Source organism: Sphingomonas sp. 1F27F7B (assembly GCF_005503355.1).
In the GTDB taxonomy this organism is placed as follows: Bacteria; Pseudomonadota; Alphaproteobacteria; order Sphingomonadales; family Sphingomonadaceae; genus Sphingomonas.
Genome location: NZ_SCMK01000031.1, coordinates 31152 through 49018, shown reverse-complemented (window position 1 = coordinate 49018; position 17867 = coordinate 31152). Strand labels below are relative to the sequence as shown.

Annotated in this window: 20 protein-coding genes; 12 read left to right on the top strand and 8 right to left on the bottom strand. The window is 68.0% G+C overall.

The window, feature by feature from the left end; translation table 11 throughout:
• Positions 1-109: 109 nt before the first annotated feature.
• On the bottom strand, positions 110-445 hold the full coding sequence (locus tag FFS08_RS21070; protein WP_137864490.1) for a hypothetical protein: 336 nt from the start codon (positions 443-445) through the stop codon (positions 110-112).
• Between the two features lies 1 nt (position 446).
• On the bottom strand, positions 447-1688 hold the full coding sequence (hemA, locus tag FFS08_RS21065; protein ID WP_137864489.1) for a 5-aminolevulinate synthase: 1242 nt from the start codon (positions 1686-1688) through the stop codon (positions 447-449).
• 237 nt (positions 1689-1925) lie between these two features.
• On the opposite strand from hemA, the gene FFS08_RS23680 reads away from it, so the two are divergent.
• On the top strand, positions 1926-2096 hold the full coding sequence (locus FFS08_RS23680; RefSeq protein WP_160289118.1) for a hypothetical protein: 171 nt from the start codon (positions 1926-1928) through the stop codon (positions 2094-2096).
• Positions 2097-2099: 3 nt separating this feature from the next.
• Here the strand turns inward: FFS08_RS23680 and murI are convergent, their stop codons facing one another.
• Entirely contained in the window at positions 2100-2897 is a 798-nt protein-coding gene (gene murI, locus FFS08_RS21060; protein WP_137864488.1) for a glutamate racemase, read from the bottom strand.
• A 252-nt stretch (positions 2898-3149) separates the two neighbouring features.
• Between murI and plsY the strand changes: the two genes are divergently transcribed.
• The 4 genes from plsY (at position 3150) to yghU (ending at position 6470) form a co-directional block, all read left to right on the top strand.
• On the top strand, positions 3150-3752 hold the full coding sequence (plsY, locus tag FFS08_RS21055) for a glycerol-3-phosphate 1-O-acyltransferase PlsY (protein WP_502702066.1): 603 nt from the start codon (positions 3150-3152) through the stop codon (positions 3750-3752).
• Positions 3745-4827, top strand: coding sequence for a DNA-processing protein DprA (gene dprA / locus FFS08_RS21050; RefSeq protein ID WP_137864487.1), 1083 nt, complete (start codon positions 3745-3747; stop codon positions 4825-4827). Before plsY ends, dprA begins: the two co-directional genes overlap by 8 nt.
• Before the next feature lie 9 nt (positions 4828-4836).
• A complete protein-coding gene (locus tag FFS08_RS21045) occupies positions 4837-5490 on the top strand; it encodes a glycerophosphoryl diester phosphodiesterase membrane domain-containing protein (protein ID WP_137864486.1) in 654 nt (217 codons plus the stop codon).
• Positions 5491-5576: 86 nt separating this feature from the next.
• Positions 5577-6470, top strand: a complete 894-nt coding sequence (gene yghU / locus FFS08_RS21040; RefSeq protein WP_137864485.1) for a glutathione-dependent disulfide-bond oxidoreductase — start codon at positions 5577-5579, stop codon at positions 6468-6470.
• A 223-nt stretch (positions 6471-6693) separates the two neighbouring features.
• On the opposite strand, the gene FFS08_RS21035 is transcribed toward yghU, so the two are convergent.
• The gene (locus FFS08_RS21035; RefSeq protein ID WP_249341247.1) at positions 6694-8226 is read right to left on the bottom strand and encodes a DUF4403 family protein; all 1533 of its coding nucleotides are present in this window, start codon (positions 8224-8226) and stop codon (positions 6694-6696) included.
• Between the two features lie 130 nt (positions 8227-8356).
• Here FFS08_RS21035 and topA point away from each other — a divergent pair, with 130 nt between their 5' ends.
• Positions 8357-10879, top strand: coding sequence for a type I DNA topoisomerase (gene topA / locus FFS08_RS21030; protein WP_137864484.1), 2523 nt, complete (start codon positions 8357-8359; stop codon positions 10877-10879).
• A complete protein-coding gene (locus FFS08_RS21025) occupies positions 10879-11328 on the top strand; it encodes a GNAT family N-acetyltransferase (protein ID WP_171012752.1) in 450 nt (149 codons plus the stop codon). The genes topA and FFS08_RS21025 overlap by 1 nt, the downstream gene beginning before the upstream one ends.
• Here FFS08_RS21025 and FFS08_RS21020 read toward each other — a convergent pair whose 3' ends face one another.
• Positions 11329-11625 (bottom strand): SEL1-like repeat protein, encoded by a 297-nt coding sequence (locus FFS08_RS21020; RefSeq protein ID WP_137864493.1) that lies wholly within the window; start codon positions 11623-11625, stop codon positions 11329-11331.
• Positions 11626-11714: 89 nt separating this feature from the next.
• A complete protein-coding gene (gene panC / locus FFS08_RS21015) occupies positions 11715-12557 on the bottom strand; it encodes a pantoate--beta-alanine ligase (protein WP_137864482.1) in 843 nt (280 codons plus the stop codon).
• A 79-nt stretch (positions 12558-12636) separates the two neighbouring features.
• Here panC and FFS08_RS21010 point away from each other — a divergent pair, with 79 nt between their 5' ends.
• The 5 genes from FFS08_RS21010 (at position 12637) to FFS08_RS20990 (ending at position 16362) form a co-directional block, all read left to right on the top strand.
• Positions 12637-13431 carry a division plane positioning ATPase MipZ gene (locus tag FFS08_RS21010; RefSeq protein WP_137864481.1) on the top strand — a complete coding sequence of 265 codons (795 nt, stop codon included), beginning with the start codon at positions 12637-12639 and terminating at the stop codon, positions 13429-13431.
• Positions 13431-13688 (top strand): J domain-containing protein, encoded by a 258-nt coding sequence (locus FFS08_RS21005; protein ID WP_137864480.1) that lies wholly within the window; start codon positions 13431-13433, stop codon positions 13686-13688. Before FFS08_RS21010 ends, FFS08_RS21005 begins: the two co-directional genes overlap by 1 nt.
• A gap of 84 nt (positions 13689-13772) precedes the next feature.
• A complete protein-coding gene (gene pgmG, locus FFS08_RS21000; RefSeq protein ID WP_137864479.1) occupies positions 13773-15161 on the top strand; it encodes a phosphoglucomutase/phosphomannomutase PgmG in 1389 nt (462 codons plus the stop codon).
• A complete protein-coding gene (locus FFS08_RS20995; protein ID WP_137864478.1) occupies positions 15161-15541 on the top strand; it encodes a DUF1801 domain-containing protein in 381 nt (126 codons plus the stop codon). Before pgmG ends, FFS08_RS20995 begins: the two co-directional genes overlap by 1 nt.
• 56 nt (positions 15542-15597) lie before the next feature.
• The gene (locus FFS08_RS20990; protein WP_137864477.1) at positions 15598-16362 is read left to right on the top strand and encodes an exonuclease domain-containing protein; all 765 of its coding nucleotides are present in this window, start codon (positions 15598-15600) and stop codon (positions 16360-16362) included.
• Position 16363: 1 nt separating this feature from the next.
• Here the strand turns inward: FFS08_RS20990 and FFS08_RS20985 are convergent, their stop codons facing one another.
• Together FFS08_RS20985 and FFS08_RS20980 are read right to left on the bottom strand one after the other, a co-directional pair.
• Positions 16364-16843 (bottom strand): DUF1440 domain-containing protein, encoded by a 480-nt coding sequence (locus FFS08_RS20985; RefSeq protein ID WP_137864476.1) that lies wholly within the window; start codon positions 16841-16843, stop codon positions 16364-16366.
• A gap of 76 nt (positions 16844-16919) precedes the next feature.
• Positions 16920-17849, bottom strand: coding sequence for a TraB/GumN family protein (locus tag FFS08_RS20980; protein ID WP_137864475.1), 930 nt, complete (start codon positions 17847-17849; stop codon positions 16920-16922).
• Between the last annotated feature and the right edge of the window lie 18 nt (positions 17850-17867).

The window sequence follows — 17867 nt, the reverse complement described above, 5'->3', positions numbered from 1 at the left end:
GCGCGAGCCGCGCCATTTGCTCGTCCGTCAGCCAGTACAGGTTGCTCACAGTCAGTCTCCTTGCGGAGCCTGAATCAGATCGCACCTCTCACATCAATGGGTCCTGACCCTAGAGCTCAGGAGGCAGCGGCTCGGTCCGCCCCCAATACCAGAACCAGAAGAAGCCGAAGCCGGTCACGGCCGCCCAGAGAATCAGGAAGAGGAGATTGAACGCCAGGCTGAACAGGAGCAATCCCAGAAACGCCGATCCCGCTGCCACCTGGAGATAGCCTCGCCAGGCCGGACGCATGTCGGGCGCGAAATCTTCACTGAAGGTCAGGACGCACAGCAACCCGGCCGCGCCGAGAAGCGCTCGGGCGGCAGAGCCGTAGTAGAGGATCGAGACGGCGATCCACGCGACGAAGCACAGAACGAAGAGCCAGCGCGGGCGGCGGGCTCCCGCCACCTCAGGCCGCGCGCCGCAGTTCCAGCCGGCCCCAGATCTCGAACAGCGCCGCGACCAGCTCGCGCATCATGGCCTCGTCATGCGCCGGGCCGGGCGTGAAACGCAGCCGCTCGGTGCCGCGGGGCACGGTGGGGTAGTTGATCGGCTGGACATAGACGCCGTACTCGGCGAGCAGGACGTCGCTGATCTTCTTGGCCTTGACCGGATCGCCGACCATCAGCGGCACGATATGCGTTGTCGACGGCATCACCGGCAGGCCCGCATCGGCCATCATCGCCTTGAGCTTCGCCGCTGCCGCCTGCTGGCCCTCGCGCTCCTCGGTGGAGCCCTTGAGATGCTTCACGCTGGCAAGCGCGCCGGCGACGAGCACGGGCGAGAGCGAGGTGGTGAAGATGAAGCCCGGCGCATAGCTGCGGATCACGTCGATGATCATCTGATCGGCCGCGATATAGCCGCCCATCACGCCGAACGCCTTGCCCAGCGTGCCTTCGATGATTGTCAGCCGCCCGGCCACGCCGTCGCGCTCCGAAATGCCGCCGCCGCGCAGGCCGTACATGCCGACGGCATGGACCTCGTCGAGATAGGTCAGGGCGTTATACTTGTCGGCCAGGTCGCAGATCGCGGCGATCGGCGCAATGTCGGCGTCCATCGAATAGACGCTCTCGAACGCGATCAGCTTCGGCACCGCGGGATCGTCAGCCGCCAGCAGTTCCTCGAGATGGGCCAGGTCGTTGTGCCGGAAGACACGCTTCTCGCAGCCCGAATTGCGGATGCCCGCGATCATCGAGGCGTGGTTGAGCTCGTCCGAATAGACGATACAGCCCGGCAGGATCTTGGCGAGCGTGGAGAGCGTCGCTTCGTTCGAGACATAGCCCGAAGTGAAGAGCAGCGCGCCCTGCTTGCCGTGGAGATCGGCGAGCTCGTGCTCCAGCTCGATATGATAATGGGTGTTGCCGCCGATGTTGCGCGTGCCGCCGGAGCCGGCGCCGACATCATGGAGGGCCTCCTCCATCGCCGCGATCACCTTGGGATGCTGACCCATCGCGAGATAGTCGTTCGAACACCAGACCGTGATCGGCTTGGGGCCGTTGTGCCCGGCGAAGCAGCGCGCGTTGGGGAACATGCCCTTGTTGCGCAGGATATCGATGAAGACGCGGTAGCGGCCCTCGGCGTGCAGCCGGTCGATCGCGGACGAGAAGACCCGGGAATAGTCGACGGGCGCGTGGCTCTCTGCGCTGTGCATCCTGCGTTCCTATCGCCATAATCCGGCGATTTCCAGTTGGACATATTGCCTAACCGGAACGGCGCATCGATCGTTTGACCGGGAACAAGACGCATTTGGTCCGGAATCGATAGGGATTGCTGCCGGAACGGCGCGACTTGTGGTAAGCAGGAATCACCGCGGGCGACTCGGCTGTCGAGCAGGCCCGCGGCTGTAGAGACCCAGCGCGCTCCCCGCCTGAATACGGAGCATAGGGCTATGACCGTCAGAGACATGGAATATTTCGCCAGACGCGAGCGCGAGGAGCGCGCGCATGCCGAACGCAGCGACGACATGACCGCGCGGCGCGTCCATCTGGAAATGGCCGATCGCTATTCGGCACGGCTGCGCGACATCGCTGTCGTCGCTACGCCCTGCATCCCGGCCTGAGGCCTAGAGCGACTCGATCTCGACCAGGCCGTACCGCGCCAGCGCGGGCGCCAGCATGTCGGTTCGCGCGCTGCGCGCCGTGAACACCGCCCTCCCCGGCACCGGTGCCCCCGGCCAGGCCTGCCCCTGGGTCAGGTGCGCGACTCGCCGGGCGATGCCGGGCCCGCCATCGACGAAGCGCACCGGATGCGGCGCGGCCGCGGCAAGCTCGGCCTCGACCAGCGGGAAATGGGTGCAGGCATTGACGATCACGTCGATCCGCTCGCCACTCGGCTGGCCGAACAGCCCGGCGAGCACCGCGCGCATCCGCGCCGGGATCGGGGGCACGCCTTCCAGCGCGGCTTCCGCGATCTCGACGAGTTCGGCCGAGCCGTGGCGCAGCACGGTACAATCGCCGGCGAAGCGTGCCGCAAGATCGTCGACATAAGGCTGGCGCACGGTCGCCTCGGTCCCGAGCACGCCGATCACTCGCGTCTCGCTGAGCAGGGCGGCGGGCTTGATCGCAGGCACGGTGCCGACGATCGGCACGTCGAGCGCGGCACGGACATGCTGGAGCGCGATCGTGGAGGCAGTGTTGCAGGCAATGACGATCAGGCGCGGATCATAGCGCTCGGCGAGGCGGCCGAGCAGCGCGGGCACGCGCGCGGCGATCTCGCCCTCGCTGCGAGTGCCATAGGGAAAGCCCGCCGAATCCGCGACATAGACGAGCGGGGCATGCGGCAGCAGCGCGGCAGTGGGCGCCAGCACCGAAAGGCCGCCCATGCCGGAATCGAAGAACAAGATGGGGCGATCGTCGGTCATCGCGGCGGGGCATGGCTCCGCGGCGGGTGAGCGTCAACCGCTCGAGTTTCGGAAACGCCCCCAAGGGGGATCGGCTGTGCGGCGATCGCCGCCCGCACCCTTTCGTCCGGCACCTGCACACTACCCACCCGCGCTCCGGTGCGCGACGCTGGACCAAGGCCAAGTTTCGCCCAAGTCGGAGCGATTGGTACCCCATCCACATTGCACGGCCGGAGCCAGCCATTATGTTGGCGGCCGAATGGGGGAGCCGTCTTGACTTTCGATACTGCCATCGCCCCGATTGGCGTCCTGCTGCTCGGCTATCTGCTGGGCTCGATTCCGTTCGGGCTGCTGCTCACCCGCTTCTTCGGCGCCGGCGACCTGCGCCAGATCGGCTCGGGCAATATCGGCGCGACCAACGTGCTGCGCACCGGACGCAAGGGGCTGGCGGCGGCGACGCTGCTGCTCGACCTCGCCAAGGGCGCCGCCGCGGTATGGATCGCCGGCCGACTGCTGCCGGGCGGCGGCGTGCTGGGCGGGCTCGCCGCGTTCATCGGCCATTGCTACCCGGTGTGGCTGCGCTTCAACGGCGGCAAGGGCGTGGCGACGATGATGGGCGTGGTGCTCGCGCTGCACTGGCCCTCGGCGATCGTGTTCGCGGTCGTCTGGCTCGGGCTGCTGGCGGTGCTGCGCATCTCCTCGCTCGCGGGGATGAGCGCGGCGATCAGCGCGCCGGTGAGCGCCGCCTTTTTCGGGCGGATCGACCTGGTGCTGATGCTGCTCGCACTGGCGATGATCGTGCTGTGGAAGCACCGCGCCAACATCGATCGCCTGCTGAACGGCACCGAACCCCGCATCGGGAAGAAACGTGACTGACACGCGCGAGGCACGGCTAAGGCTGCTGCGCTCCGCCAATATCGGCCCGGTCACCTATGCCCAGCTCATCGCCCGCTTCGGCAGCGCCGAGGCGGCGCTCGACGCCTTGCCGATGCTGGCCGCGCGCGGCGGCGGGCGGGCGCCGGTGGTCGCCGATCCGGCGGCGGTGCGGCGCGAGATCGCCGCCGTCGAGCGGCTGGGCGCACATTACCTGTTCCTGGGCGAGCCAGCCTATCCCCCGCTGCTCGCCGAGCTGGAAACCGCTCCGCCGGCACTGATCCTGCGCGGGCGAACGGAGCTGCTGCAGCGCGCGACCGTCGCCATCGTCGGCGCGCGCAATGCTTCGGCCGCGGCCTGCCGTTTCGCCCGGCAGATCGCGCTCGGGCTGGGCGAGGCGGGCGTGACCGTGGTCTCCGGGCTGGCGCGCGGGATCGACACCGCCGCGCATATCGGATCGATCGGCCAGGGCACGGTGGGCGTGATCGCGAGCGGGATCGACATCGCCTTCCCGCCCGAAAATGCCGAGTTGCAGGAACGCGTGGCCCGCGAAGGCCTGTTGCTCGCGGAGCAGCCGCCGGGCACCGAGCCCCTCGCTCGCTTCTTCCCCTCGCGCAACCGGATCATCGCGGGCCTCGCGCTCGGCACGGTGGTGGTGGAGGCGGCACCGCGATCGGGATCGCTGATCACCGCGCGCATCGCCAATGAAGCGGGGCGCGACGTGATGGCGGTACCCGGCTCGCCGCTCGATCCGCGCGCGCAGGGCTGCAACCTGCTGATCCGCGAGGGCGCGACATTGGTGCAAGGCGTGGACGACATATTGGAATCGATCCGCCCGATCGACCCGCGCACGGTCCGGACGCCGGCGCGCGGCTGGCAAGCGCCGCCGCCCGAGGATGCGAGCGATGCCGATCGCCGCGCAGTGGCCGGGCTGCTCGGCCCGACACCCGTGAGCGTGGACGAGCTGCTCCGGCAATCGGGCCTGGTTCCGGCGGTGGTGCAGACGGCGCTGCTCGAACTCGAACTGGCCGGGCGGCTGGAGCGGCACGCGGGGGGCCGGATTTCGCTGCGCAGCTGAGGGGGAAAGATGGAACGCATCGATACGGCCATGATCCTGCGCCGGACGGGCGAGATGCTGCGGCTGACGCCGGTCACGGCCCTCATCGCCTGGCTGGGCATGGCGCTGCCGATGACCATGCTGAGCACCGCACCCGGCGGCGGCAATTTCGCCTTCGTCGGCAGCATCATCAGTACCTTCGCCCAGTTCATCGTCACGTCCAGGGCGGCGCGCCGAGCCGGCGTGATGCGCGCGGAGGGGGTTCCCGGCCGCGCAGCCAGCTATGTGCTGCTCGGCATCGTCTCGGGCCTCGCCATCGCGATCGGCTTCGTCCTGCTCGTCCTGCCGGGCCTGTACCTGCTTGCGCGCTGGTCGATCGCAGTGCCGCACGTGATCGTCCGGGGCGCGACGATGCGGGAGGCGATGCGGCGGAGCTGGCAGCAGACACGCGATATCGTCCCGCCGACCTGCGCCGCGCTCGTGCTGGTGGGATCGGGACTGATCGTCTCGCTCATCCTGGATGGCATTGCCGCGACCGCTTTCGGCCCGGCGCCGCTGATGCCATCCCTCGTCAGCAACCTGGCCGCCTTTGCCTCGATGCTGCTCACCTGGTTCCTCGCGCTTGCAATCTACACGCTGGTGACCCGCGAAGAGCCGCAGGAGCTTGAGGAGGTCTTCGCCTGAGCGCGGGCCGTCGCCGGGGGGCTGGCAAGTTCTCCGGCCGTTCCTACATCGCCGCGGCAACCGCCTTCCCCAGGGAGACTTCCGATATGGCCGATGCCCAAGACCCCGCGAACAACCTGCCCGCCGGCTATGTCCCGCCCCGGATATGGACCTGGGAGCAGCCGAGCGGCGGCCAGTTCGCCAACATCAACCGGCCGGTCTCGGGCGCGACGCACGAAAAGGCGCTGCCGGTCGGCAGGCATCCGATCCAGCTCTATTCGCTCGGCACCCCCAACGGGCAGAAGGTGACGATCCTGCTCGAGGAGCTGCTCGCCGCCGGCCATGCCGGAGCCGAGTATGACGCGTGGAAGATCAACATCGGCGAAGGCGATCAGTTCGGCAGCGGCTTCGTCGAGATCAACCCGAACTCGAAGATCCCGGCGATGGTCGACCATTCGGCCGATCCGGCGATCCGCGTGTTCGAGAGCGGCGCGATCCTGGTCTATCTCGCCGAGAAGTTCGGCGCCTTCCTGCCGACCGATCCGGCGAAGCGCGCGGCGACGATGAGCTGGCTGATGTGGCAGATGGGGTCGGCGCCCTTCCTGGGCGGCGGCTTCGGCCATTTCTTCGTCTATGCGCCCTACAAGATCGAATATGCGATCAACCGCTATGCGATGGAAGTGAAGCGCCAGCTCCACGTGCTCGACACGCATCTGGCACGCAACCGCTACATGGCGGGCGACGACTATACGATCGCGGACATGGCGATCTGGCCCTGGTATGGCGGCGTGGCGCGCGGCGACGCCTATGCCGGTGCGGCCGAGTTCCTGAACGCCGCCGAATATACCCACTTCAACCGCTGGGCCGCCGAAGTGGCCGCGCGCGAGCCCGTCCAGCGCGGCCGGCTGGTCAATCGCGGCACGGGGCCGGAAGACCAGCGCGTGCCGGAACGGCATGCGGCGGCGGACATCGACGCGGTGCGAGCGCGGATGCAGGGCTGAGCCTCCTCCCCTCCAAATGCCCTTCGTCATGCTGGCCCCGGACTTGATCCGGGGCCCCCTTGGGCGAGGATGGTCCAATGACCGTCATCCCCGCGCAGGCGGGGATCCAGGGTTTCTCTGCCGTGTCGCCCGGGACTCTGGGTCCCCGCCTTCGCGGGGATGACGCAACAGGGGTAATTTCCCTCGGACAAGTCAGGATGACGAGGGAATGGAGGAGGCGGCTCTATTTGCCCGGCAGATACTCCACCCGCGCCGTGCCGGACGCCCAGACGGGCAGGTACACGCCCTGCCCCGCGGCCTTGAGCTCGCCGGTGCGCACATCGGCGATGTCGGCGCGGATCACGAAGTCGCCGGCGCGCTTCTGGACGATGGCGCGCCGGACCTTGCCGAGCAGCTTGTCGAAATCCTGCGTGAAGTTCTGGGTGAGCGATTCGGCGAGCGTCTCGGCCACGCCGGGGCTCTGGACGAGGCGGACGAGCAGGTCTCCCTCGATCCGATCGGTCTCGCCCGAGACGGCCAGCTGCTCGAAATACACGCGCTGCGAGCCGGGGGCGTTGACCGGCTTCGCGGTGAGCCAGACCAGGCCGTGCGTCTCGGCCTTGCCGTTCTGCGGGCGAGCGGCGATGGTGAGTCCCACGGCGATGCGCCCGCCGGTGGTGCCATAGCCGGTCACCTTGTCGAACCGCGCGACCACCGGGCCGATGCCCGGCAGCACGAAGGGCCGCTTCGCGCGCTTGTCGAGCGCCTTCTGGAGCACCGGCTCCAACTGGGCATAGTCAGCGATCACCGGGATGAAGAAGGCGAGCTTCGCGCCATGCGCATCCCGGCCGAGCGGCGGCAGCGGCGTGGGCGCGGGATCCGCGGGCCGGGGCCCCACGAAGGTCTCGGTGAGCGCGGACAGGCCGAGGCGCAGACGCAACCGGCTGCCCGCCAGGCCATAGCCGCCATAGTTGAGCTTCTGCGGCGTGATCCGCATCCAGACCGGCGGATTCTCGGCATTGAGCTGGAGCGAAGTGAAGCTCTGCCGCCAGGCATCGGCGACGCGGGCGCGGATGTTGAGCTTCGCGATCTCGCGGGGCAGCGACTGTTCGAGATCGCGGACCACCGGGCGGAGCTTCTCGTCGGCCTTGTCGGTGAAGGTGATACGGCGGCCGAGGAAATCGATGCCGGGCGGCGCGGTCCAGTCATAGGCAAGGCGGACGGTGGCGCGCGGCTGCCAGTTCTCGGTCATCGACAGGCGGACCCGGGCATGGACCATCGCCGATCCGGTCGCGGTCTTCCCCTTGAGGAAGCCGCCGACATGGCGCGCGGCGATGGTCGCGCGGATCGGCACGTCGGCGACGATCTCGTCGCCCACCCCGCGCAGCCGGATCGCGGAGCGCGTGACGGTGCCGGTCACGGTGCAGCCGAGATCGGGCGTGACCTTGAGCTTCCTGCTGAACAGCTTCACACGCTGCGCCGGCACGCAATTGTCGATCTGCTGGTTGATCGACCAGAGCGTGCGCGGCACTGCCCTTTCGAGCGCGCGGCTGAGGACGGAGACATGGACATCGAGCGGTACGTCGATCGCCGAGACCTGACGAGGCACCTCGATGGCGTCGCCGGCGCGCGGCGGCGGCTCGGCCTTCACGTCGAGCATCGCGCGGAGCCAGAAGAAGCCGGCGCCACCGGCCGCGGCGAGCAGGGCGAGGACGCTTGCCAATATCCACAGGCGCCGATGCGAGCGGCGAAGCGGCGGCACTGTCTCTTCGGGCAATATCCTGCTCCCCCTCGGCCTCGACGAGTGATACCCGCAAAACCGCTCGAGGTTCCAGATCAACCGGGTTGACGGCTCCCGTCTCCCCTCCCCACCTTACACGCGTACACGTGAGGAACGCTTACCCCCCATGCAGCTCGTCATCGTAGAATCGCCGGCCAAGGCGAAGACCATCGAGAAATATCTCGGCAAGGACTATCGGGTCCTCGCCTCCTACGGCCACGTCCGCGACTTGCCGGCGCGCGACGGCTCCGTCGATCCCGAGGAAGGGTTCGCGATGGAGTGGGAAACCTATGCCGACAAGTCGAAGCAGCTGAAGGCAATTGCCGACGAAGCGAAGAAGGCCGACCGACTGATCCTCGCCACCGACCCCGATCGCGAAGGCGAGGCGATTTCCTGGCACGTGCAGGAAGTGCTCCGGAACAAGAAGGCGCTGCCCAAGGAAGTCGAGCGCGTCACGTTCAACGCGATCACCAAGCCGGCGATCCTGACCGCGATGGAGCAGCCGCGCGAGCTGGATACCGATCTGATCGACGCCTATCGCGCGCGGCGCGCGCTCGATTATCTGGTGGGCTTCACGCTGTCGCCAGTGCTGTGGCGCAAGCTGCCCGGCGCCAAGTCGGCCGGCCGCGTCCAGTCGGTCGCGCTACGGCTGATCGTCGAGCGCGAGCGCGAGATCGAGGGGTTCAGCGCCCAGGAATACTGGTCGGTAACCGCCGACATGGAGCAGGACGGCACGCCGTTCACCAGCCGCCTGGTCAAGTGGAAGGGCGACAAGCTCGACCGGCTGTCGATCGGCGACGGCAAGACCGCCGAGGCGGCGAAGAAATCGGTCGAGGAAGGACGCTTCACCGTGGTCTCGGTCGAGACCAAGCCGGCGATGCGCAACCCGCCGCCGCCCTTCACCACTTCGACCCTGCAGCAGGAAGCCGCGCGCAAGCTCGGCTTCTCGGCCAGCCACACCATGCGGATCGCCCAAGGTTTGTACGAAGACGGCGCGATCACCTACATGCGTACCGACGGCGTGCAGATGGACCCCGGCGCGATCCAGGAGGCCCGCAAGGCCGTGGCGACGCGCTATGACGGCAGCTACGTGCCCGACAAGCCGCGCCAGTATCAGACCAAGGCGAAGAACGCCCAGGAAGCGCACGAGGCGATCCGCCCAACCGACTTCTCCAGGGACAAGGCGGGCTCGGGGGATCATGGCCGGCTCTACGAGCTGATCTGGAAGCGCGCGCTGGCCAGCCAGATGGCGAGCGCCCGGCTGGAGCGCACCACGATCGACCTGGAGGACGCGACCGGCCAGCACGGGCTGCGCGCCACCGGCCAGGTGGTGCTCTTCCCCGGCTATCTTGCGCTCTACGAGGAAGGCCGGGATGATTCCGAGGATGAAGATTCGCGCCGCCTGCCGCGGATGAGCGAGGGCGCGACCCCGGCCAAGAAGGCGGTCCATGCCGAGCAGCACTTCACCCAGCCGCCGCCGCGCTTCTCGGAAGCCTCGCTGGTCAAGCGGCTGGAGGAGCTCGGCATCGGCCGGCCCTCCACCTATGCCTCGATCATCCAGGTGCTGAAGGACCGCGCCTATGTCCGCGTCGAGAAGAACCGCTTCTTCGCCGAGGAGAGCGGGCGGCTGCTGACTGCGTTCCTCGAGCGCTTCTTCCAGAAATACGTGTCGTACGACTTCACCGCCGAGCTGGAGGAGGAGCTGGACGACGTGTCCGGCGGCCGCGCCCAGTGGCAGGCGGTGCTCGAGGCGTTCTGGAAGGATTTCAAGCCGCGCACGGCCGACGTGATGGAGCAGAAGCCATCGGACATCACCGCGGCGCTGGACGAGTTTCTCGCGCCCTATCTGTTCCCGGAAAAGGCGGACGGCAGCGATCCGCGGCTGTGCCCGAATTGCGGCAACGGCCGACTTGCGCTGCGCGGCGGCAAGTTCGGGGCGTTCATCGCCTGCTCCAACTATCCCGAGTGCAAATATACTCGCCGCTTCGCCCAGCCGGGCGGCGAGAATGGCGAGGACAACGGGCCGGAAGTGCTCGGCCAGGATCCGGAGACGGGCCTGAACGTCGAGCGCAAGTCGGGCCGGTTCGGGCCGTACATCCAGCTCGGCGAAGGCAAGGAAGCGGCACGCGCCTCGATCCCCAAGGACGTCGAGCTGGACCTGGAGCTGGCGCTCAAGCTGCTCAGGCTGCCGCGCGTGATCGGCAATCACCCCGAGACGGGCAACCCGATCACTGCCTCGATCGGACGCTACGGGCCCTATCTGGCGCATGACGGCAAATACGCACGGCTCCAGGGAACGATGGAGGTGTTCGAGACGGGCATGAACGCCGCGGTGGTCAAGCTGGCCGAGGCGGCGGCGAATTCGGGCCGCCCGGCCCGGGGCGCCGCGCGCGAGCCCCTGAAGCTGCTCGGCAAGCATCCGCGCACCGAGGCCGAGATCAAGCTGATGGACGGCCGCTACGGCGCGTACGTGACCGACGGCGAGACCAACGCGACGCTGCCCAAGTCGATCGACAAGGACCAGCTGACCCTGGAGGAAGCCGCCCAGCTGATCGACGCGCGCGCGGCGGCCGCGCCGGCCAAGGGCAAGGGGAAGAAAAAGGCGCCTGCGAAGAAGAAGGCCCCGGCCAAGAAGGCTGCGGCGAAATAGTGAGCCCGGCCTTCCGGCCCTATGCCGCGTCCGACGCGGCGGCGTGCCTGGGGCTGTTCGATGCCAATTGCCCGCGCTTCTTCGCGCCGGGTGAGCGCGCGGACTATGCGGACTATCTGGCGCGGGCGCGAGACTATCGCGTCGGCGAGGTGGACGGCGCAGTCCGCGCCGCCTTCGGCATCGCGCCGGGGCGCGCGGGCCGGATCCATCTCAACTGGATCCTGGTCGATCCCGATGCGCAGGGAGCCGGCCTGGGCCGCGCGATGATGGCGGCGACGCTGGAGGCGGCCCGCATGGCGGGCGCCTCCACGATCGACATCGCGGCGAGCCAGCATTCGGCCCCTTTCTTTGCCCGTTTCGGCGCTCGCGCGCTGGCGCGGACCGAGAATGGCTGGGGGCCCGGCATGCACCGAGTCGAGATGGAGCTGGACGTCAGCCCCGCGGATTGATCAGGCCGCCCGCACCTCGAAGCCGCGAAGCCACGCACGCGCGGCCTTCTGCGCCTCGATGATCTCGCGCGCGGTCATGTCCTCGGCGATCTCCGCGCGGCATTCCTGCGCGCGGCTGTCCCCGGTGACGGCGGCGATGTTGAACCATTTGTGCGCTTCGATGAGGTCGACGCCGACGCCGTCCGCGCCGCTCGAATAGACCATCCCCAGATCGTAACACGCGTTGGCATCGCCGCGGGCCGCGTCGCGCAGCCGGCTCTCGATGAGGAAACGCGCACTCTTCAGGCTGCTGCCCATGTCGCTCACCCCTTTTCCACCCTTTCGTGGTGAATGGGGTTTGGCACTCGAATTCAAAACAAATGGTTAACGACGTTAACTGTATTTGTTCAGGGTATCGCGATGTTGTCGATCAGCCGGGTCGCGCCGATCCTGGCGGCGGCGAGCAGGCGGAGCGGCCGGTCCGGCGCGGGGGCCGTGACCGGCTCCAGCGTGCCGGCATCGGCGAGCGCGACATAATCGATCTCGAAGCCCGCCGCGCCGAGCGTCTCGCGCGCCTGGGCGAGCGCCGCCTCGACATCGCTGCCCTCCGCGATCGCCTTGCCCGCCGCGCCGAGCGCGCGGGGCAGCGCGACGGCCTTGGCGCGCTCCTCGGGCATCAGATAGGCGTTGCGCGACGACAAAGCGAGGCCGTCATCGTCGCGCTGGGTCAGCACCGACTGGATCTCGACCGGCAGGTTGAGGTCCAGGGTCATGCGGCGGATCACCGCGAGCTGCTGCCAGTCCTTCTCCCCGAAGAACGCGATGTCGGGCTGAACCTGGTTGAACAGCTTGGCGACCACCGTCGCCACGCCGTCGAAATGGCCGGGCCGGTGCGCGCCTTCGAGCACTTCGCTCACGCCCGAGACCGAGACGTTGGTCGCGAAACCGTCGGGATAGACCATTTCCACCGGGGGCATCCACAGCAGGTCCACGCCGGCACCCGAGAGCATGCGCGAATCCGCAGCTTCCTTGCGGGGATATTTGGCAAGGTCCTCGCCGGCGCCGAACTGCTTCGGGTTCACGAAGATCGAGACGACCACGCGGTTCGCCGCGCGCCTGGCCGCATCGACCAGCGCCATGTGCCCGTCATGCAGCGCCCCCATGGTGGGAACAAGGGCGATGCGCTCGCCTGCCTGGCGCCAGGCGGCAATCGCCTCGCGAAGGACTTCGAGCTGACGGACTGTTTGCACGCGTTAACACTTTCGATAAGACGGAAGCGCGGCCTTCTATGGGGGGCGGGCCGATCGATCAATAAAGGATGTTGAGACGTTGAGCGAAGGGTCGAAGCGGCTGCACGTTCTCGTATTCGCGAACGAGAAGGGCGGCACCGGAAAATCCACCACCGCGGTCCACACCGCAATCGCGCTCGCTTCGAAGGGCGCGCGCGTCGCGTGCTTCGATCTCGATCATCGGCAGCGCACCATGGGGCGCTATCTCGACAATCGCGCCGCCACGACGAAGCGGATGGGCCGCGAGCTGCCGATGCCCGTCTACGACACGCATGACGGCGAGAGCATGGCCTATTTCTCGGAAGCGCTCGACCGGCTGGGCGAAGGCGCGGACTTCCTGGTGATCGACACGCCGGGCCGCGACGACAAGTTCGCCCGCATCGCCGTCACCAATGCCGACACGCTGGTCACGCCGATGAACGACAGCTTCGTCGATTTCGACCTGATCGGCCAGGTCGACCCCGACACGTTCAAGGTCGTCCGCCCCAGCTTCTATTCGGAGCTTATCTGGGAATCGCGCAAGCGCCGCGCCAAGGCGGACGGCGAGACGATCGACTGGGTGGTGCTGCGCAACCGCATGCAGCATATCGAGGCGCGCAACATGAAGCGCGTGTCGGAAGCGATCGACCAGCTTTCCAAACGCGTCGGCTTCCGCGTGATCTCGGGGCTTTCCGAGCGCGTGATCTATCGCGAGCTCTTCCCCCAGGGGCTGACCATGCTCGACAGCCGCGAGTTCGGCGAGATGGGCCTCGCCCATGTCGCCGCGCGCCAGGAACTGCGCGAGATGATGGCCGGGCTCGCGTTGCCCGAAGTCACCATGCCGCTGTTCGCCTGATGGCGAAGCTTATCCTCGCGGCGCTGGTCCTCTATGCGCTGTACCTGCTCGTGCTGAAGCCGCGCTCCAAGGGGCCGCGCATGCCGGAGGAGGAAGCGCGCGCGATCCTGGGCGTGACGGCAGATGACGATGACGAGGCGATCCGCTCGGCGCATCGCCGGCTCGTCTCGGCGGTGCACCCCGACAAGGGGGGATCCGCCGAGCTCACGCGCCGGATAAACGCGGCCCGCGACACGCTGCTGCGGCAGGGCCGCTGAACCGTTGCCCGCGCTTGCGATGCCGGATTGCACTTTCCCCGATATTCGCGAATTAGGCCGCCAGAGATTCCCCCGGGAGGCATCATGACCCATCGTTTCGACCCCACTTCGCTGCGCGAGTACGACATTCGCGGGATCGTGGGGCAGACCCTCGGCCCCGATGATGCGCGCGCGATCGGCCGTGGCTTCGCCACGCTGCTGCGCCGCGCCGGCGGCACCCGCGTGGCCGTGGGGCGCGACGGCCGTCTTTCCTCGCCCGCGCTGGAGGAAGCGCTGATCGACGGGCTCACCAAATCGGGCTGCTCGGTGGTGCGCACCGGCATGGGGCCCACCCCGATGCTATATTATGCCGAGGCAACGCTGGAGGTGGATGGCGGCATCCAGATAACCGGCAGCCACAATCCCGGCCACTATAACGGCTTCAAGATGGTGTTTCAGCACGCCAGCTTCTTCGGCGAGAAGATCCAGCTGCTCGGCAAGATGGCGGCGGAAGGCGATTGGGACGAAGGCGACGGCACCGAGACGGTGACCGACGCCGATGTCGAGGACCTGTATGTCGGCCGGCTGATCGCGGGCTATGCCGGCGGCGCCTATCGCGTCGGATGGGATACGGGCAATGGCGCCGCCGGCCCGGTGATCGAGAAGCTGGTGAAGCTGCTCCCGGGTGAGCATCACACGTTGTTCACCGATGTGGACGGCAATTTCCCCAATCATCATCCCGATCCCACCGACGAGAAGAACCTCGCCGATCTGAAGAGGCTCGTCGCGGAGAAGCAGCTCGATTTCGGACTTGCCTTTGACGGCGATGGCGACCGGCTGGGCGCGATCGACGGGCAAGGCCGCGTGATCTGGGGCGATCAGCTTCTGTCCATTCTGGCCGAACCTGTGCTCCGCGTGGAGCCCGGCGCGACGATCATCGCCGATGTGAAGGCGTCGCAGATGCTGTTCGACCGAATCGCGGAGCTGGGCGGCAAGCCGCTGATGTGGAAGACCGGGCACAGCCTGGTGAAGACCAAGATGAAGGAAACCCATGCGCCGCTCGCCGGCGAGATGAGCGGCCACATCTTCTTCGCCCAGGATTATTACGGCTTCGACGACGCACAATATGCCGCGATCCGGCTAATCCAGGCAGTGCATGTGATCGGCAAGTCGCTGACCGAGCTCAGGGACGCGATGCCCCGGCTGGTCAACACGCCCGAGATGCGCTTCCAAGTGGACGAGAGCCGCAAGTTCGCGGTGGTCGACGAAGTGCTCGACCGGCTGGAAGCCGAAGGCGCCGATGTCGACCGCACCGACGGCGCCCGGGTGAACACCGCCGACGGCTGGTGGCTGCTGCGCGCGTCGAACACGCAGGACGTGCTCGTCGCCCGCGCCGAGGCGAAGGACCAGGCCGGGCTCGACCGGCTGCTCGCCCAGATCGACGATCAGCTGGCGAAGAGCGGCCTGGTGCGCGGAGAGACGGTGGCGCATTGATGGCAGCCGGATCGATCCCCGCGTTCCTCGACGCGCTCGACTCCGGCCACCGCGCCGCCGTCGATGCGCTGCGGGAGCTGGTGGTCGAAGCCGCACCCGGGCTGGTCGAGGAATTGAAGTGGAACGCGCCGAGCTTTCGCGACGCGCAGGATCACAAGGTGACGCTGGGCATCGACCGCAAGGGCGGTGTCCGGATCGTCTTGCATCGCGGCGCCACGGCGAAGACGGCGACCGGCTTCCGGTTCGAGGATCCCGCGGGTCTCGCGACCTGGCCGGCGCCTGATCGCGGCGTGATCCAGCTGCGCGACGCGGACGACGTCGCCGCGCATGCCGAGGCGCTGCGCGACATCGTCCGCCGCTGGATCGCCGCCACCGCCTGATGCCCCGTCGGGCGATTTGACTCGCAATTCCGCGCCCCTCCCCCCATTTGGGGGTCATGGCGTCATCCCATCCGCCCATCATCCGCGTCATCGATCTCGAAACCACGGGCGACAAGCCGCCGGCCCATGCCGTGTGCGAGGTCGGCTGGCAGGACGTCGCCATGGGCAAGGACGGGCGCTGGGCGCTGTACGGCGAAGGCGGCAGCCGGCTGGTCAATCCCGGCCGGCCGATCCCGCCGCTGACCATGGCGATCCACCATATCCGCGACGAGGATGTCGCCGATGCGCCCTGGTGGCATGACGTCGCCCGCCCGATCCTCGATCCCTGGCCGCGCCGAGTCGCGCTGGCGGCGCACCGGGCGAGCTTCGAGGAGCAATATTGCACCCCGGCCCTCACGCGCGGCGCCGACTGGATCTGCACCTGGAAATGTGCGCTGCGACTCTGGCCCGACAGCGGCGGCTTCTCGAACCAGTTCCTCCGCTATTTCCGCAAGCCCGAGGGGCTGGAGCACGAGCGCGGCCTGCCCGCCCATCGCGCCTTTCCCGATGCCTATGTGACCGCGCACCATCTGCGCGACATGCTGAACGCGGCGAGCGTCGAGCAACTGATCCAATGGTCGAAATCGCCGGGCCTGCTGCCGCGCGTGCGCTTCGGGCCGGATCGCGGCAAGGAATGGGGCGAGATCGACGACGATTCGCTCGCCGTCTTCCTGAACGATCGCGATGAGGACGTGCGCTTCACCGCCCAGACAGAGCTGGCGCGCCGTCGCGGCGGCGTGCCGGTGGAGCGCGACGTTCCGCCGCAACGGCTGTTGTTCTGATCTAGCGCCGCCCGGCGATCAGCCAGCGCACTCCTTCGAGCACGATGCCGTAGACCAGGTGCGAAGCCGCGCCATAGGCATGCTGGACGAGCGGAGTGTCCTCCGGCCCGGGCGCCAGGCCGGCGGCCGGCACGGCGGCTTCGTCGAGCAGCGCGCTGGTGGCAATGCCATAGGCGCCGCCGAAACCGGCGCTCGCCTCCGGCTTGTATTCGGTAATCACGCCATAGATGCCGCCGAGCACCGCGCCGGTGACATAGTGGACTGCCATCCCGGCCCGCTCACGCAGGGGCTCGGGCACCGGCATGTCGATCAGCGCCTCGCTTGCCCGGTCGGCGGCCTTCACCGTGGCCGGATCCTCGCCCTTGCCGTCCTCGGGCAGCAATTTCCCTGCCCGGTGCTGGAACGCGGCCATCGCCGCGGAAGCGACCAGCCCCGCGGCGACACCGGCGAGAAGACCGAGAAACGGGCGGGGCTTTGCCATCGGGAACTCCGGAGCAGGGATGGGCGCAACGCACGCATCCCTGCCCGGCTCCCGGCGTCACATCAATATCGGGGCATCAATATTGGATGCGTTCCGCCTTGAGATTGTGCTTGGCGAGATAGGCCTGGACGCTGTCGCCGCCCGCGAGATGCCCCGCGCCGACCGCGACGAACACCGTGCCCGGCTTGGCCATGCGCGCGCCGATCCACTCCGCCCAGCGGGCATTGCGATCGGAGAGGAGCACCTTGGCGAGCTCCGGCGTCTTGCGCATCTCCTCGTTCATCGTCTTGCCCAGCCCATCGGGATCCCCGGCGCTCCACTGCGCGACCATCTTGTCGAGCAGCGGGCCGATATTGGCGAACTCGTTGACCGTGCTGACCAGATACTTGACCTGCTGATCCGCCGGCAGCGTATCGAAGAAGCCGATCTGCTGCTCGAAGGTCTCGAGACCGGCCACCGGCTTGTTGGCCGCCTTCGCGGCGGCGGTGATCGTCATCTCGGCGCCACTATTGGGATCATAGCCGAGCTTCGGGAGCGGGGCCATGCTGAGCGTCATCGCGGCGAACCAGGGCTCGAAGCGATCGAGCGCAGTGGCGGGCATGCCGAGGCTGGTGAGCGCGGCGGCATAGGCGGGGCGCGTGGCCTCGGGCAGCTTGACGGTGAGCGCCGGATCGGCCTGCGGCGCGACCGCAGCCTGCATCACTACGCCCTGCATCGTGGCGGGATCGGGCATGACCATTTCGAGCACCACTTCGTCGCTCTTGTCGAACGCGGCCTTCACTGCCTTGTCGAACCAGCTGAGGCCCGGCTTCAGCACATGGACCGTGCCGAACAGATAGATGGTGGTATCGGCATCCTTGACCACCCAGAGCGCCGGATCGGCCTGCTTGGCGGCGGGCGCGGCCTGGGCAGCGGGCGCCGCCTGGGCATGAGCGACCGCCGGCAGCGAGGCAAGCGCAGTAAACCCCGCCAGGGCAGCGAGCAGTTTCTTCTTCTTCAACAACATCTCGAAATCACTCCATGT

Bases quoted from the DNA above. Each gene is read 5' to 3' on its own strand.
- yghU (WP_137864485.1), top strand. From the start codon at position 5,577: ATGGCCGATGCCCAAGACCCCGCGAACAACCTGCCCGCCGGCTATGTC.
- pgmG (WP_137864479.1), top strand. From the start codon at position 13,773: ATGACCCATCGTTTCGACCCCACTTCGCTGCGCGAGTACGACATTCGC.
- FFS08_RS20985 (WP_137864476.1), bottom strand. From the start codon at position 16,843: ATGGCAAAGCCCCGCCCGTTTCTCGGTCTTCTCGCCGGTGTCGCCGCG.
- FFS08_RS21005 (WP_137864480.1), top strand. From the start codon at position 13,431: ATGGCGAAGCTTATCCTCGCGGCGCTGGTCCTCTATGCGCTGTACCTG.
- FFS08_RS20990 (WP_137864477.1), top strand. From the start codon at position 15,598: ATGGCGTCATCCCATCCGCCCATCATCCGCGTCATCGATCTCGAAACC.
- FFS08_RS21045 (WP_137864486.1), top strand. From the start codon at position 4,837: ATGGAACGCATCGATACGGCCATGATCCTGCGCCGGACGGGCGAGATG.
- hemA (WP_137864489.1), bottom strand. From the start codon at position 1,688: ATGCACAGCGCAGAGAGCCACGCGCCCGTCGACTATTCCCGGGTCTTC.
- FFS08_RS20995 (WP_137864478.1), top strand. From the start codon at position 15,161: ATGGCAGCCGGATCGATCCCCGCGTTCCTCGACGCGCTCGACTCCGGC.
- FFS08_RS20980 (WP_137864475.1), bottom strand. From the start codon at position 17,849: ATGTTGTTGAAGAAGAAGAAACTGCTCGCTGCCCTGGCGGGGTTTACT.
- topA (WP_137864484.1), top strand. From the start codon at position 8,357: ATGCAGCTCGTCATCGTAGAATCGCCGGCCAAGGCGAAGACCATCGAG.
- FFS08_RS21020 (WP_137864493.1), bottom strand. From the start codon at position 11,625: ATGGGCAGCAGCCTGAAGAGTGCGCGTTTCCTCATCGAGAGCCGGCTG.
- murI (WP_137864488.1), bottom strand. From the start codon at position 2,897: ATGACCGACGATCGCCCCATCTTGTTCTTCGATTCCGGCATGGGCGGC.
- FFS08_RS23680 (WP_160289118.1), top strand. From the start codon at position 1,926: ATGACCGTCAGAGACATGGAATATTTCGCCAGACGCGAGCGCGAGGAG.